Source organism: Fictibacillus phosphorivorans, assembly GCF_007673525.1.
Lineage (GTDB): Bacteria > Bacillota > Bacilli > Bacillales > Fictibacillaceae > Fictibacillus > Fictibacillus phosphorivorans_C.
Map to the genome: position 1 here is coordinate 1,294,873 of NZ_VDZU01000001.1, position 15,869 is coordinate 1,310,741.

At 39.7% G+C, this 15,869-nt stretch carries 12 protein-coding genes and 1 pseudogene; 12 read left to right on the forward strand and 1 reads right to left on the reverse strand.

Going from position 1 to position 15,869, the window contains the following annotated elements:
- The first annotated feature begins 39 nt into the window (after positions 1 to 39).
- From ilvA to yihA, 8 genes and pseudogenes are all read left to right on the forward strand, one after another.
- On the forward strand, positions 40 to 993 hold the full coding sequence (ilvA, locus tag FS458_RS06200; protein WP_144698763.1) for a threonine ammonia-lyase: 954 nt from the start codon (positions 40 to 42) through the stop codon (positions 991 to 993).
- 158 nt (positions 994 to 1,151) lie between these two features.
- Entirely contained in the window at positions 1,152 to 2,171 is a 1,020-nt protein-coding gene (locus FS458_RS06205) for a tetratricopeptide repeat protein (protein ID WP_144698765.1), read from the forward strand.
- Positions 2,172 to 2,277: 106 nt separating this feature from the next.
- Positions 2,278 to 3,570, forward strand: a complete 1,293-nt coding sequence (gene tig / locus FS458_RS06210) for a trigger factor (protein ID WP_137788726.1) — start codon at positions 2,278 to 2,280, stop codon at positions 3,568 to 3,570.
- A 331-nt stretch (positions 3,571 to 3,901) separates the two neighbouring features.
- Entirely contained in the window at positions 3,902 to 5,176 is a 1,275-nt protein-coding gene (clpX, locus tag FS458_RS06215; RefSeq protein WP_066396593.1) for an ATP-dependent protease ATP-binding subunit ClpX, read from the forward strand.
- Between the two features lie 331 nt (positions 5,177 to 5,507).
- Positions 5,508 to 5,714: pseudogene (locus tag FS458_RS21255) on the forward strand (TrmB family transcriptional regulator); the annotation flags it as partial.
- A 451-nt stretch (positions 5,715 to 6,165) separates the two neighbouring features.
- Positions 6,166 to 7,833, forward strand: a complete 1,668-nt coding sequence (gene lonB, locus FS458_RS06220; RefSeq protein ID WP_144698767.1) for an ATP-dependent protease LonB — start codon at positions 6,166 to 6,168, stop codon at positions 7,831 to 7,833.
- Positions 7,834 to 8,028: 195 nt separating this feature from the next.
- Positions 8,029 to 10,347, forward strand: a complete 2,319-nt coding sequence (gene lon / locus FS458_RS06225) for an endopeptidase La (RefSeq protein ID WP_144698769.1) — start codon at positions 8,029 to 8,031, stop codon at positions 10,345 to 10,347.
- Positions 10,344 to 10,931 carry a ribosome biogenesis GTP-binding protein YihA/YsxC gene (gene yihA, locus FS458_RS06230; RefSeq protein ID WP_066396586.1) on the forward strand — a complete coding sequence of 196 codons (588 nt, stop codon included), beginning with the start codon at positions 10,344 to 10,346 and terminating at the stop codon, positions 10,929 to 10,931. The genes lon and yihA overlap by 4 nt, the downstream gene beginning before the upstream one ends.
- 304 nt (positions 10,932 to 11,235) lie before the next feature.
- On the opposite strand, the gene FS458_RS06235 is transcribed toward yihA, so the two are convergent.
- Positions 11,236 to 11,712: a LiaI-LiaF-like domain-containing protein gene (locus FS458_RS06235; protein ID WP_144698771.1), complete on the reverse strand. Its 477-nt coding sequence runs from the start codon at positions 11,710 to 11,712 to the stop codon at positions 11,236 to 11,238.
- Between the two features lie 235 nt (positions 11,713 to 11,947).
- Here FS458_RS06235 and hemA point away from each other — a divergent pair, with 235 nt between their 5' ends.
- The 4 genes from hemA to FS458_RS06255 are packed head-to-tail and all read left to right on the forward strand — an operon-like array spanning position 11,948 to position 15,869.
- Positions 11,948 to 13,315: a glutamyl-tRNA reductase gene (gene hemA, locus FS458_RS06240; RefSeq protein WP_144698773.1), complete on the forward strand. Its 1,368-nt coding sequence runs from the start codon at positions 11,948 to 11,950 to the stop codon at positions 13,313 to 13,315.
- 37 nt (positions 13,316 to 13,352) lie between these two features.
- Entirely contained in the window at positions 13,353 to 14,171 is an 819-nt protein-coding gene (locus FS458_RS06245) for a cytochrome C assembly family protein (protein ID WP_144698775.1), read from the forward strand.
- Positions 14,172 to 14,190: 19 nt separating this feature from the next.
- Positions 14,191 to 15,123, forward strand: a complete 933-nt coding sequence (gene hemC / locus FS458_RS06250; protein ID WP_144698777.1) for a hydroxymethylbilane synthase — start codon at positions 14,191 to 14,193, stop codon at positions 15,121 to 15,123.
- Complete coding sequence (locus tag FS458_RS06255) at positions 15,123 to 15,869, forward strand: uroporphyrinogen-III synthase (protein ID WP_144698779.1); 747 nt, start codon at positions 15,123 to 15,125, stop codon at positions 15,867 to 15,869. Before hemC ends, FS458_RS06255 begins: the two co-directional genes overlap by 1 nt.

A 15,869-nucleotide genomic window follows, 5' to 3' on the forward strand; every position in this document is an offset into this window, starting at 1 on the left:
GGGGATTTAACAATCACAGCGGAACGTTTATTTCACGCATTGGAGGAAGTCTCAAAAATCGCACACCGTACGCCACTTAAACAATCATCAACTCTTAACAAGTGGACGGGTGGAAAGGTGTATATGAAGCTGGAGAACCTACAGAAGACCGGTTCGTTCAAATTGCGAGGAGCTTATTACAAAGTTTCCACGTTAAACGATCTAGACGGTGCAAGAGGTGTCATCGCTGCATCAGCAGGAAACCATGCACAAGGTTTGGCGCTTTCGTGTTCACTGCGTGGAATAAATTCTAAGATCTTCATGCCGGAAAATGCACCGCTTTCCAAGATCGATGCAGTAAGATCGTATGGAGCAGATATTGTTTTAGAAGGTGACAATTATCAAGCGGCTTATGAAGCAGCAAAAAGAGAAGAAGAAAAAAGCGGAGGAGTGTTTGTTCACCCTTTCGACGATTACGATGTGATCGCTGGACAAAGTACCGTTGCTCTCGAGATGCTTCAGCAAAAACCTGAATTAAAAACGATTGTTGTACCTGTAGGGGGCGGAGGTCTATTGGCTGGAATCGCATTAGCGGTTAAGTCGATCAGACCTGATGTCCGAGTAGTGGGCGTGCAATCGGCGAATGCTAGTGCGGTCTATCAAGCCTTCACAGGTACCACAAGAAAAACGTTAACTCGCTGTACATCGATCGCAGATGGAATCGCGGTTGTTAAGCCCGGAGAGATCACCGTTCCTGTGATATCAAAATATGTGGATGAGATGGTCACTGTGACCGAGGAACAAATCGCATACGCGATGATGTTTATGCTTGAGCGGGAAAAGGTGGTCGTAGAGGGAGCTGGAGCCGCCAGTTTAGCGGCAGTGATGTTCCATAGCCGTCTTGCGTTGGACCAGAAAGTAGGCCTTATCATTAGTGGTGGTAATGTAGATCCCGTTAAATGGTCATTATATAAAGGAATGGCTGATAAGGTGAACTTAAAAAGAATTAGTTAATAATTGGGCTTGCTCAGAAGGCGAAACTTTTGAGTAAGTTTTTTTTGTGTAAAGAACATAGGTTAAAGAAATCAGGGTTTTAACTTCCTAGTTACCTTGAGTTCATCTGGCGAACCTGCTATTCTTTAGTCAAACATTAATGGAAGCGGAGAGTTGTGATGACTAACGAAAAGAGCAACAAAAACAATATCGTTCGGTTTCCTAACTTAAATGGACGTCTTTTAGAAAAAGGAATGGATTCTTTAAAAAGTAAAAAATACGATGAGTCTTTATCATGTTTTGAACAATTGCTTCAAGCAGATCCAATGCATGCACAAGGTAATCTTGGACTTGTTTTAAGTTTGGTTGAACTAGGACGTTTGCACGAAGCCAAGCAAAGATGCGACCGTATGCTCAAAGAAGGAATAGGAGAATATTACGACGTACTTCAAATTTATTTAAGTATATTAGTTCAGTTATCTGAATACATAACCGTTGTTTCCGTGATTGAAGCCGTTCTGGAAGAACAAAAGATCCCTGCTGACAAAGCAGAAACGTTTTATCAGCTTCTCCAGTTCAGCCGAAAAGTTATTGAGCAAGAAGGTGTGCCTGAAGTGAAGAAAGATCCTGAACTTCCAACAGCACCTCCAGCAAATCCTGACTTTCAAGCGCTAAAAGAGATGCTTTCAAGTGATCAGGCAGACTTACAGTGGATGGCTGTGCAACAGTTAAAACGCCTTGGACCCGATATGATCGTTCCGATGTTTGAGTCTTTTTTAATTGATGAAAAAAAACATCCGGCTGTAAAAAGCTTAATCCTGCAATATCTTAAAGAAAACCAAGTAGATAAAATCGTAAAGATAGAGAAATACGGACAATTAACTGAAGTGGACATCGCAAACCTAACGGATTTAAATGAGAAACACTTTTATAATGAAGTAAAATCTTTGATCAAAGATGAACTTGAGCAAGAGAACCCATCACTACTCGAGATCGCTCTCGCCGTGTGGAAGGATTATTCACTCGCACTATATCCTTTCTCTCCGACTCCAGAAAATAAGATCCTATGGTTCGAGGCTACTGTTATGGCGGCTAATATTCTCTGTGGAATGGAAGAAGAAATGGACCTTGAAGATGATGAATTACAGAAAGCAGTGAAGGTTCTCGTCGAATTGGAAAGATTTTATATGCAGACTTAATGAGAAAGTGATGTAACTTGTTGAAATACAGAACGTCTATGCTATAATGGAATGGTTGTAATCTATATGATAGTTATGGAAATACCGATGTTGGAGGGAACATTTAATGACTGCTAAATGGGAAAAGTTAGAAGGTAATCAAGGTGTCTTAACGGTAGAAGTTGAGGCAACTGAAGTAGATACAGCGCTTGACCAAGCGTTCAAAAAAGTTGTAAAACAAGTAAACGTACCAGGATTCCGTAAAGGGAAAATGCCACGTAGACTTTTTGAACAACGTTTTGGAGTAGAGTCTCTTTACCAAGACGCTCTAGATATCCTATTGCCAAAAGCATACGGAGACGCTGTACAAGAAGCTGGTATCGAGCCAGTCGATCGTCCAGAAGTTGACATCGAAAAAATGGAACAAGGAAGCAACCTTGTTTTCACAGCTAAAGTAATCGTTAAGCCAGAAGTTAAACTTGGTGATTACAAAGGTCTTGAAGTTGAGAAGACTGAAACTGAAGTTACTGACGAAGATGTTCAAAACGAACTTACTTCTTTACAAGAACAACAAGCTGAGCTTGTAGTTAAAGAAGAAGGTACTGTTGAGAATGGTGATACTGTAAACATCGATTTCGAAGGATTCGTTGATGGCGAAGCTTTCGAAGGCGGAAAAGCTGAGAACTACTCTCTTGAAATCGGATCTGGATCTTTCATCCCAGGTTTTGAAGAGCAATTAGTTGGTGAAAAAGCTGGTGCGGAAAAAGAAGTTAACGTTAACTTCCCTGAAGAGTACCATGCTGAAGAACTAGCTGGTAAGCCTGCTGTTTTCAAAGTAAGCATCCACGATATCAAAGCTAAACAACTTCCAGAACTTAATGACGAGTTCGCTAAAGAAGCTGAAGGCGATGCTGAAACTCTAGAAGATCTTAAAAAAGAACTTCGTACAAAGCTTGAAGAGAGCAAAAAGCAAGAAGCTGAAAACAAAACTCGTGAAACAGTAATCGAAAAAGCATCTGAGAATGCAGAAATCGACATCCCTGAAGCAATGGTAAACACAGAGCTTGACCGCATGGTTCAAGAATTTGGCCAACGCCTTCAAATGCAAGGTATGAACCTTGATCTTTACTACCAGTTCTCTGGTACAAGTGAAGAAGCACTTCGTGAGCAAATGAAAGAAGATGCTGGAAAACGCGTTCGTACTAACCTAGTACTTGAAGCGATCGTTGAAGCTGAAAACATCGAAGTTTCTGAAGAAGAAATCGATGCTGAACTTAGCAAGATGGCTGAAATGTACCAAATGGAAGTAGAACAAATCAAACAAATGCTTGCTATGCAAGGTGGAAATGATGCAGTAGCAGCTGACTTGAAAGTACGTAAAGCAATCGACTTTCTTGTGGAAAACAGCAAAACTGCTTAATTCTATAACTAAATAAGTTCATAAATCTTAGCAAGGCGCGATCCTTATGTATCGTGCCTTGTTTTGCCATACATATTAAATTTCTATTAAAATACACATCCTATCTGAAAAATAGGTTTTAAATCTTCTGGTATTGTTCATACTTATATAGAGCGTTACCATACATATTTATTAAGCGTTATTATTTCCGTTTTAATATGGAAGTGTGATACAATCCATTATAATCAACGGAATGCTTAAGTCGTAGAAAAGATAATCAGACTTTCCTTCAGAATATATCTGGATTTTAGTCAAGCGTTTCATCCATATTCTCGTTTTAGGGGTGATATCATTGTTTAAATTTAATGATGAAAAAGGGCAATTGAAATGTTCTTTCTGTGGTAAAACACAAGATCAAGTAAGAAAACTGGTTGCTGGACCAGGTGTATATATTTGTGATGAATGTATCGAACTTTGTACTGAAATCGTAGAAGAAGAATTAGGTACAGAAGAGGATGTAGAACTAAAAGAAGTACCAAAACCAGTAGAAATCCGTAAAATTCTTGACGAATATGTTATCGGTCAAGCTCAAGCTAAGAAATCCCTTTCTGTAGCCGTTTACAATCATTACAAACGTATAAATTCAACTCAAAAATCGGATGAAGTTGAATTAGCGAAAAGTAACATTGCGATGATCGGACCAACAGGTAGTGGTAAGACGCTACTTGCTCAAACGTTGGCTCGTATCTTAAACGTACCTTTTGCTATTGCTGATGCTACATCTTTAACTGAAGCTGGATACGTGGGTGAGGATGTTGAGAACATTCTTCTTAAATTGATTCAGTCTGCTGATTATGATGTAGAAAAAGCGGAAAAGGGTATTATCTATATCGATGAAATTGATAAGATTGCACGTAAATCGGAAAACCCGTCTATTACAAGAGATGTTTCTGGTGAAGGCGTTCAACAAGCTCTTCTTAAAATCCTTGAAGGTACAGTAGCTAGCGTACCGCCACAAGGAGGAAGAAAGCATCCTCACCAAGAGTTCATCCAAATTGACACAACAAACATTCTATTTATTTGTGGTGGAGCCTTTGATGGTATCGAACAAATCATCAAACGCCGACTTGGTAAAAAAGTGATCGGATTCAGTTCTGAAACAAAACAAGCTGATTTAAAAGCAGGAGAATACTTGTCTAAAGTTCTTCCTGAAGATTTACTTCGCTTTGGTTTGATTCCTGAATTTATCGGTCGTTTGCCGGTTATTTCAAACCTAAATCCTCTTGATGAGGAAGCGTTGATCGAAATCTTAACAAAGCCAAAGAACGCACTAGTAAAACAATATCAAAAGTTATTGGATATTGATGGTGTCGAGCTCGAATTTACCGATGAAGCTCTACGAGAAATCTCTGCTCAAGCCATTGAACGTAAAACAGGAGCTCGTGGACTTCGTTCGATCATTGAAGGAGTTATGCTTGACGTAATGTTTGAGCTGCCTTCTCGTGAAGATGTTGTTAAATGTATCGTAACGAAAGAAACAATCTCTGATAAAGTACCACCAACTCTTGAGTTAGAAGACGGTACGGTTATTGAACAATCAAAAGAGACTCCAAAAGAGAGTGCTTAATTTTGAGACCAGCTTATGCTGGTCTTTTTTGTTGTTTAGGAAATTATAAAAAACTAGACCTGTGATAGTTGTTCGGTAAAATGTTCGTATCATTTTGGGGAGAACGAGTATGAGTAAGAAAAGTACAAAAGTGGTGTTATTAAATAAATTCAAATCCATTCGCGTATCTGGCTGGCAAGACGATATTTAAGAGATCTTACCAATTCTGCAGGGAAAGGAAAAGCAGGGAGTGGATGTGGAAGTGCTTGTTGTCGGCGAGCTAGAGTCGACGCTGTCCCATGCGCACATCGTTGATTTCTGCACAAGAACATCACTCGCTAGGCGCTTTCGTTTAGTGGTCGTCGATGAGACGGAAGTCATCTTTGCAGGGATAGAAAGATAGCGCTGGCAAGCATTAAAGACGAAATCGCGGCCATTTATTAAAGTTTTTATTGAGTTCTTTTATGATGTGGCACTGGCTAAAATTACGGATAAACATTCCGAACTGATGATGAATGATGAAGAGATTAAGAGCGTATTGATGAAGTTAAGGTATTAAAAAGATAGGGCTAACCCCAAAAGCACCTCTCGTGATCTTTGGAGGGTCAGCCCTATTTCATTTTATAGTCTGATTGCGTGTGAGTCGATCCCTATGAGTCAAAGTATGATCTCTATGGGTCGTAACTAGACACCTATGAGTCAAACGAAGCCTTCTATGGGTCAAAAAGAGAGGTCTATGAGTCAAACCATAATCTATGGGTCAAAATCATAGATCTATGGGTCAAAATGGACACCCTTTGGGTCAAACAGCAACTAAAAGTAAATGGAGCGGTGATACGGAATAGGATTAAAATCAGGTTTTCTGATTTGTCATGTTCAATAATGTAAACAGATCTTCATTAAATATTGCAACCTATGTGAAATTGTCTTTTTAAAAGGTTGACCGTTTAGTTCATCACCTCCTCGGAGATACTATGATTATCACTACATAGGTACCGGGAGGAAAAACAATGAACTGGACTGGCATAGCATTACTTATTCAATTATTCTTTGGGATTATTATTGGGCTATATTTTTGGAACCTATTGCGTAACCAGCGTTCTCAAAAAGTGAGTGTGGATAAAGAATCAAGAAAAGAGATGGAACAGTTAAGAAGAATGCGTTCGATCTCTCTATCAGAACCTCTGTCTGAACGTGTTCGACCAGGGAAATTCGAAGATATCATCGGACAAGAAGATGGAATAAAAGCGTTGAAAGCCGCTTTGTGTGGACCAAACCCACAACATGTTATCGTTTATGGTCCTCCAGGAGTTGGGAAAACTGCTGCAGCACGATTAGTATTAGAAGAAGCGAAGCGGAATCAAACATCTCCTTTTCGTTCGACAGCAGTTTTTGTAGAACTCGATGCTACGACAGCTCGTTTTGATGAACGAGGAATCGCCGATCCTTTGATTGGTTCAGTTCATGATCCAATCTACCAAGGTGCTGGGGCTATGGGGCAAGCAGGCATTCCTCAGCCAAAACAAGGGGCTGTTACGAATGCACATGGCGGCGTTCTTTTTATTGATGAGATCGGTGAACTCCATCCCATCCAGATGAACAAATTATTAAAAGTATTGGAAGATCGAAAGGTTTTTTTAGAAAGTGCGTATTATTCCGAAGAGAACGCGAACATACCGCATCACATTCATGATATCTTTCAAAATGGCCTACCTGCAGATTTCCGTATGATCGGAGCCACTACTCGTATGCCAGAAGAGATACCTCCTGCTATTCGATCTAGGTGTTTAGAGGTGTTCTTTAGAGAGTTGCAGCCAGCTGAAATCGAACAGATCGCTAAGAGAGCAGCTGATAAAATTCAGTTAGGAATCGATGAAGAATCGTTAACATATATGGCTCAGTATGCTAGAAATGGCCGTGAAGCCGTAAATATGATCCAAATCGCTGCAGGTCTTGCCATCACGGAAAAACGTAAGAACATCACGAAGAGTGATGTGGAGTGGGTCACTCATTCAAGTAGGATGGCTCCAAGACCTGAGAGGAAAATTGGTGTCAAACCAAAGATCGGCCTCGTGAATGGTCTTGCTGTTTATGGCCCAACAAGCGGAGCTCTGTTAGAGATTGAAACGACCGTATTACCTGCAAAAAAGCAAGGTTCTATTACGATAACAGGAATAGCAGAAGAAGAGAGTATCGGGAATCAATCTAAGTCTATAAGAAGAAAAAGTATGGCAAAAGGTTCAGTGGAAAACGTTATAACTGTACTTCGATATATGGGAGTAGATGCATCCATGTATGATATTCACGTTAACTTTCCGGGTGGAGGTCCTGTAGACGGTCCATCAGCAGGTATAGCGATCGCCTCTTCTATCTACTCAGCCATTCACAACATTAGAATTGATCACGAAATTGCAATGACTGGAGAAATCAGTATCCATGGTAAAGTGAAACCAGTTGGTGGTGTCATGGCGAAGATTCTTGCTGCAAAAGATGCCGGTGCAAAACGTGTGCTTATCCCGTTTGAGAATAACCAAAAGATTTTTGATACGATCAAAGACGTAGAGATCATTCCTGTAAAGAAACTTTCAGAAGTGTTTCAACACGCATTTTTAGATAACGGTGAAGAGCAATCAATCCCTGCATCCACAGCTTTAAACTCCCCTCCTTCTTCTGTATAAGGAGAAGTAGGGAGTTTCTTTTTGTTCCCATAACTGTTTTGTATTGCGTGTTTATTTAGTAACGAAGAACGTAATAATAGGCGTTTTCTTACAATCCGAAGCTTACATTAGACAAAGTTAAGCATTATCGGTAGAATTGTACAAAGACTAAGCATATAATTAATGATTACATAGCAGTTTTCGGAGGTGTTTTTAATGGGGGAAAAACGAGTTCTTCCGCTCCTCCCTCTTCGCGGATTGTTGGTATATCCAACAATGGTACTTCATTTAGATGTAGGAAGAGAAAAATCGATTCAAGCGCTTGAAAAAGTGATGCTTGATGACCAGATGATCTTTCTATCCACTCAAAAAGAAGTTTCTATTGAAGATCCAGCACAAGAGGAAATTTATCATGTAGGAACGTTGTCAAAAGTAAATCAGATGCTCAAACTGCCTAATGGCACGATTAGAGTACTTGTTGAAGGTATTAAACGCGGAGAAATTACTTCGTTTACGGACGAGAAGACCCATGTTGAAGTAGAAGTGGAACTAACGGATGATATTGAAGTGAAAGAAGCCGAAACAGAAGCTCTTATGAGAGCTGTTCTGGCACAATTCGAACAATACATAAACTTATCTAAAAAAGTAACACCTGAAACACTTGCCTCAGTTCAAGATATTACTGAACCTGGACGATTGGCTGATGTTATTTCTTCACATCTTTCTTTAAAGATTAAAGAAAAACAAAAGATCCTTGAGATCTTTGATGTGAAAGAAAGACTTGAACACTTACTGGACCTTTTAAACAATGAAAAAGAAGTGCTAGGTCTAGAAAAGAAAATTGGTCAACGCGTTAAAAAAGCGATGGAAAAAACGCAGAAAGAATATTATCTGCGCGAACAGATGAAAGCCATCCAAAAGGAACTTGGAGATAAAGAAGGCAAAGTTGGTGAGGTAAGTACGCTTAAAGAACGTATTGAATCATCTGATATGCCTGAGACTGTCATGGAGCTTGCAAAAAAAGAACTCGATCGCTATGAAAAGATGCCGAATTCTTCAGCCGAAAGCTCTGTTATCAGAACATACATCGAGTGGCTTGTTAATCTACCTTGGAAGCAAGAGACGATTGATAACTTAGATATTCCTCATGCAGAAACGGTTCTTAATGAAGATCATTACGGCCTTGAAAAAGTGAAGGACAGAGTTTTAGAATATCTGGCCGTTCAGAAGCTGACAAATTCACTAAAAGGACCTATTCTTTGTTTAGTTGGACCACCTGGTGTAGGTAAAACATCATTAGCAAGATCAATCGCACGTGCGATCGGTAGAAATTTTGTACGCATATCTCTTGGCGGTGTAAGAGATGAAGCCGAAATCAGAGGGCATCGAAGAACATATGTGGGTGCGATGCCTGGCCGTTTGATTCAAGGGATGAAGAAAGCGGGTACGATTAATCCCGTGTTCTTGCTGGATGAGATCGATAAGATGTCGAGTGATTTTAGAGGTGATCCGTCCTCTGCGATGCTTGAAGTGCTTGATCCGGAACAAAACAGCACGTTCAGCGATCACTATATCGAAGAGCCATATGATCTTTCTAAAGTCATGTTTGTAACGACAGCCAACTCTCTATCAACGATTCCTGGGCCATTATTAGATAGAATGGAAGTTATTTCGATCGCTGGTTATACAGAGGTTGAAAAGCTTCATATCTCGAAGAATCATTTGATTCCAAAACAGCTGAAAGAACATGGATTAAAGAAAAGCCAGATTCAGTTTAAAGATGATTCCATCCTAAAGCTCGTCCGCAATTATACACGCGAAGCTGGTGTCCGTAACCTAGAGCGTCAAATTGCAGGATTATGCAGAAAAGCTGCCAAACAAATTGTTTCAGCTGAAAAGAAAAAGGTTGTACTTTCTGCTAAAAACCTTGAAGATTACCTAGGTAAGCCTCGTTTCCGTTATGGTCAGGCAGAACTTGAAGACCAAATTGGTGCAGCGACGGGATTAGCTTATACGACAGCAGGCGGAGATACTCTTTCTATTGAGGTAGCTTTATCTCCAGGTAAGGGTAAACTGGTCTTAACCGGTAAGTTAGGTGATGTGATGAAGGAGTCTGCTCAAGCTGCATTAAGCTATGTTCGCACGAAAGTGGAAGAGTTGGGAATCGACCATGATTTCTACGAGAAAACAGATATTCATATACATGTTCCTGAAGGAGCAACACCTAAGGATGGTCCTTCAGCAGGAATAACGATTGCTACAGCATTAGTATCGGCACTAACGAAAAAGCCAGTTAGAAAAGATGTAGGGATGACCGGAGAGATCACATTGCGTGGACGTGTATTACCTATTGGTGGTTTGAAAGAAAAATCATTAAGTGCACACAGAGCAGGAATCAAAACTATCATCCTTCCGAAAGAAAACGAGAAAGACATTGAGGATATTCCACAATCTGTAAAAGAGGGATTATCTTTTATAACCGTATCTCATCTAGATGAGGTATTAAAAGTTGCATTAGCAGGTGATAGAAAGTGAAAGTAAATACAGCAGAAATCGTAATTTCAGCAGTCGGACCTAAGCAATATCCGGAAGGCAATCTTCCGGAGATTGCTTTGGCAGGACGCTCGAATGTAGGGAAATCGTCTTTTATTAATAAGATGATTCACAGAAAAAACTTAGCACGTACATCTTCAAAACCAGGAAAAACACAAACGTTAAACTTCTATATTCTAAATGAAAGTTTTTATTTTGTGGATGTACCAGGTTATGGATTTGCTAAAGTTTCAAAAACAGAAAGAGAAGCATGGGGTAAGATGATCGAACAGTATCTTGTTGAACGTGATCAGTTAAAAGCTGTTGTTCAGCTTGTAGACCTGAGACATGCTCCTTCAAAAGATGATGTACTCATGTACGATTGGTTAAAATATCATGAGCTTCCTGTTATCGTGGTGGCAACGAAAAGTGATAAGATACCAAAAGGAAAATGGGACAAGCATAAAAAAGTAGTCAAGGAAACATTAAACATGGACAAGAGCGATAAGATCGTTCTCTTCTCATCTGAAACAGGACACGGAAAAGATGAAGCGTGGGGCGTACTAAATTCTTATCTTACTAAATAATGTCTTTTAACCTTTTAGCATAAGACTGCAATAATAAAAGGTTTTCATTTTTAGTTGCTTAAATGGTTTTCTTTTCCTCTTCTATGCAAGTTGATTGTAGAGTAAGGTTGCCGACTCCTATGGGACGAGCGGTCAGGTGGAGACTCCTAAGGGCGCGAAGGGGCAGGAGGCTCACCGTTCGCCCCATGGAAAGCGTGCAACCTGGAGCGGAAATCAACTACTTCAGGAAAGGATCACTGTTACGGAAACAGCCTTAACTTAAAAACCCTCTATGTTTTTTATAAACATAGAGGGTTTTGTGTTTCTATTTCTTTTTAAAGAACATAAGGTAAGCCCCGATGACCATTAAAATAATAGGCCAAAAATCTTCAGCTTTCACAAATATATTTTCTACAGAAGGGGTATTACTCTTAAAGAAGAGCAACCAGAGAGCCAAAAGCGATAACAATAACCCAGGGATAAGCCCTTCTTTTGTTTTTCGATACTGAATCAGAAATGATAGACCCGCAAGTAAAATGATTACTTGAAGCGGTTCTGGCCATGTCGCAACTTTTCCTGCTGCATGAAAATGTACGCCCAATCCGGTTAAAAATACACCTGAAAAAATACTTGAAGAATCTTTCCCGGAACCCGATTGGAAAAGAAGAGCTATACCGATGATGATTAGTATACTCGGCCAAGTCAAATACGGTTGAAGCAGTTCAATATTCATTCTATTTGCAAAATAGAATAATCCAATTCCGAGTAAAATGATGCCGCTGAATGTGTTTCTTTGTTTCATAATGCCTCCATCTTAAACGTAAACCTTTGCTAAATTGGTCGATTTTTGTTATTTTTAATATTGGTGCTAAGTTTTAGTAATTATGGTTATCCTAAAACTGCTATACACGGCACCAAAAAGATAATAAATACATCATAGCATAAACGTTTAAATTCTGTTCACATTATTGGATATTCCGTATTTTGGGACATGTTATAATTAACAAAGAACATACATAATTAAGGGAGGTGAGCGCATGCATATTCTAGTGGTTGGACTTAATTACAAAACGGCACCCGTAGAAATTCGGGAAAAAGTTTCTTTTCAGCCCGCTGAATTAACGGATGCGATCTCTACACTCCGAAAACAAAAAAGTATACTTGAATGTGTAATCGTTTCAACGTGCAACCGTACTGAGATCTATGCTGTTGCCGATCAGCTTCATACCGGAAGATACTACATCAAATCTTTTTTGGCGGACTGGTTTTCAATTGATAAAGAAGAACTTTCACCATTCTTGAGCATCAGAGACGGAGAAGCAGCAGTCGAGCATCTATTCCGTGTAGCTGCTGGTTTGGATTCTATGGTGATTGGTGAAACACAAATCCTTGGTCAAGTAAGAGATGGATTCTTGGAATCACAAAAACTTGATGCAACAGGAACTATATTTAATAAACTCATGAAACAAGCGATCACTTTTGCGAAGAGATGTCATTCAGAAACGGATATCGGGGAAAATGCGGTATCGGTTAGTTATGCAGCTGTCGAACTCGCGAAAAAAATCTTTGGTGGTCTACAACATAAAACCATTTTAATCGTAGGTGCAGGTAAGATGGGTGAGCTTACAGCGAAACATCTGCATGCGAGCGGTGGTAATGAAGTACTTGTAATCAACCGTACTTTTGAAAAAGCGCAAGAGGTAGCTAAAAAGTTTCATGGTATAGCACATCCTTTTGAAGATCTTGAGAGTTTGCTCATAAGAGCGGATATTGTGATCTCTTCTACAGGAGCTAGTGAATTTGTCATTACAAAGAAAATGGCAGCACCAGCTGTTAAAAAACGCAAAGGTCTTCCACTGTTCATGGTAGATATTGCTGTACCTCGTGACTTAGATCCTGAGCTTCATGATTTAGAGAGCGTTTTTCTGTATGATATTGATGATTTAGAAGGTATTGTAGAATCTAACCTTGCTGAACGAATGAAAGAAGCCGAAAAGATCGAAATTATGATCGAAGCCGAAATTGTTGCTTTCCAATCATGGATTTCAATGCTTGGTGTAGTTCCGTTAATTTCTGCTTTACGAGAAAAGGCATTAAACATACAAGCAGAAACCATGCAGAGCATCGAACGCAAGCTACCGGATCTTACTGATCGAGAAAGAAAAATTTTAAGCAAACATACGAAGAGTATCGTGAATCAATTACTTCGTGATCCTGTGACAAGAGCCAAAGAGATGGCTGGCGAACCAGGAGCTGAAGAACAGTTGCAATTATTTACTGAAATCTTCGGACTTGAAGATTATTTGGATAAACAGAAGCAGTTGGAAACAGCATTTGCTGCAAACGTCGAAGAGAAGTCTTCACTAACAGATGAAGTTGTTCCTTCGACTGTAGTAAGAACTTAAGCTCTCGTTTCCCTCGAGCTCATGGAGTGTGAGCAAAATGAATTGGATATATGATCTGACTATCGTTCTATATGCACTTAGCATCATAGGCTATTTTATAGATTTCCTTCAAAACAACCGGAAAGCAAACCGATTTGCTTTCTGGTTGCTTTCTATTGTCTGGGTACTTCAAACGGTCTTTTTTGTGTTAAGGATGCTGAAAGACCAACGGTTTCCTATATTAACACCCTCAGAAGGCTTGTTTTTTTATGCATGGATCCTCGTGACGTTTTCGGTTGTCATGAGCAGGTTTTTCCGGGTTGATTTTTTAGTGTTTTTTACGAACATTCTAGGTTTCTTGCTCGTTTCGATCCATTTGTTTGCTCCAACAGGTCAAGCGAGTGCAGTTCTTGAGAAACAGCTGATCTCAGAATTATTAATCATCCATATAACAATGGCTTTTATCTCATACGGAGCATTCTCACTCTCCTTTATATTCTCGTTCATGTACCTGCTACAGCATGGTATGTTGAAACGAAAGAAATGGAGCAAAAGACTGCAGCGTTTTGGGAGCCTATCATACTTAGAGAAGCTTTCTTTTCGATTAAATACGATCGGAGTGCCGTTGCTCTTGCTTAGTCTAATATTGGGAGTCGTATGGGCATTCTGGAAAATAAGTGACTTTACACTTCTTGATGCCAAAGTCATCTCGTCATTTATTGTCCTTTTGGTTTACAGTACTTACCTCTATCAAAAGGTTGGAAGAGGTGTGCAAGGTAAAACGTTAGCGCTTTGGAACGCTGCAGCTTTCCTGGTCGTTTTGATCAACTACTTTTTAGCGTCGACGTTCACTGAATTTCACCTTTGGTATAAGTAAAGAATAGGAGATTCATATCATGAGAAAAATCATAGTAGGTTCAAGAAGAAGTAAATTAGCGATTACACAAACAAACTGGGTGATCGAACAATTAAAGAAGTCAGGAATGCCTTTTGAATTTGAAGTGAAAGAGATCGTAACAAAAGGTGATATCATTCTTGATGTTACACTCTCAAAAGTAGGCGGAAAAGGCTTATTTGTAAAAGAGATCGAACAAGCGATGTTAGATAAAGAGATTGATATTGCCGTTCACAGCATGAAGGACATGCCATCTGAACTGCCTGAGGGGCTCGAGATCGGGTGTACACCTAAACGCGTAGATCCAAGAGATGCTCTTATATCTGAAAAGTATTCTTCGTTAAGAGAGCTTCCTGCTGGTGCTATTGTCGGAACAAGTTCATTAAGAAGAGCAGCACAGATTCTGAACAGACGCCCGGATCTTGAGATTAAATCTATTCGAGGTAACATTGATACTCGTCTTAACAAGTTAAAGTCTGGTGAGTTTGATGCGATCATTCTAGCTGCTGCAGGACTTGAAAGAATGGGCTGGTCTACAGATGTTGTTACTGAATACTTAGACATAGACTTGTGTCTTCCTGCTGTAGGACAAGGTTCATTAGCTATCGAATGCAGAAGTGAAGATCTAGAAGTGAAAGAATTGTTAGCTACACTGAACGACGCTTATACGTTTGATACGGTTTCAGCAGAACGCTCTTTCTTAAACACACTAGAAGGAGGCTGCCAAGTTCCAATTGCAGCATTCGCAACGATGGACGACAACCAAGAGGTCTCTTTAACAGGACTTGTTGCAGATCCTGAAGGAAAGACCGTGTTAAAAGAAATGAAGTCAGGCAAAGATCCGTACCGCGTAGGTGTAGAGTTAGCTGAAGAATTAAAAACATTAGGTGCGAAAAGCATACTAGATACAGTGAAAAAGGATTTAAATTCATAATGAATACATCTATAGGACCACTAGCAGGTAAGCGAATACTTGTTACACGGCCGAAAGAGCAGGCAGCACCATTAATCTCACTCATACGGGAGAATGGCGGACTCCCTCTTTCTTTTCCTATTGTCTCTATAAAAGGTGTTAAGAACGAAGTGTCCTTGTTAAACAATCTATCGTCTTACCAATGGATCATTTTCACGAGCAAAAATGGAGTAGATCATTTTTTTCAACTGATTTCTGATTGTAATCTCACTTTGGGAGATGTTAAGTTTGCCGCAGTTGGTGAGAAAACAGCTGAATCTTTAAGAACGAGAGGGATTACATCTATTCTTGTGCCCAAACACTTTCATGCAGAAAGCTTAGTGAAGACGTTAAAAAAACACGTCTTACCTCAAGAAAAAATTCTATTTCCAAAAGGGAATCTAGCACCATCTTTCATTAAAGAGGAGCTGAGAGGTACAGCATTAATAGATGAGTTAGTTGTTTACAAAACCGAATCAGAAGATCATTTAGATTGGTCGCTCGTGCATCAAGCAGATTGTCTTTTTTTTATGAGTCCTTCTGCCGTGACTTTCATGAGTAGAGGGTTGGACACAGGAGAAGTTCTTAAAAAACCTGTGATATGTGTTGGACCAACAACGAAAAAAGCTGCAGAAGAATGCGGATATCATCGAGTGCTAATGCCTAAGCAATTTACCGCAGAAGATATGGTGAACTGTGCCATCTCTTATTTTCAAGGAGGAAGTTAA

Bases quoted from the DNA above. Each gene is read 5' to 3' on its own strand.
- FS458_RS06205 (WP_144698765.1), top strand. From the start codon at position 1,152: ATGACTAACGAAAAGAGCAACAAAAACAATATCGTTCGGTTTCCTAAC.
- tig (WP_137788726.1), top strand. From the start codon at position 2,278: ATGACTGCTAAATGGGAAAAGTTAGAAGGTAATCAAGGTGTCTTAACG.
- lonB (WP_144698767.1), top strand. From the start codon at position 6,166: ATGAACTGGACTGGCATAGCATTACTTATTCAATTATTCTTTGGGATT.
- lon (WP_144698769.1), top strand. From the start codon at position 8,029: ATGGGGGAAAAACGAGTTCTTCCGCTCCTCCCTCTTCGCGGATTGTTG.
- FS458_RS06235 (WP_144698771.1), bottom strand. From the start codon at position 11,712: ATGAAACAAAGAAACACATTCAGCGGCATCATTTTACTCGGAATTGGA.
- hemA (WP_144698773.1), top strand. From the start codon at position 11,948: ATGCATATTCTAGTGGTTGGACTTAATTACAAAACGGCACCCGTAGAA.
- FS458_RS06245 (WP_144698775.1), top strand. From the start codon at position 13,353: ATGAATTGGATATATGATCTGACTATCGTTCTATATGCACTTAGCATC.
- hemC (WP_144698777.1), top strand. From the start codon at position 14,191: ATGAGAAAAATCATAGTAGGTTCAAGAAGAAGTAAATTAGCGATTACA.
- FS458_RS06255 (WP_144698779.1), top strand. From the start codon at position 15,123: ATGAATACATCTATAGGACCACTAGCAGGTAAGCGAATACTTGTTACA.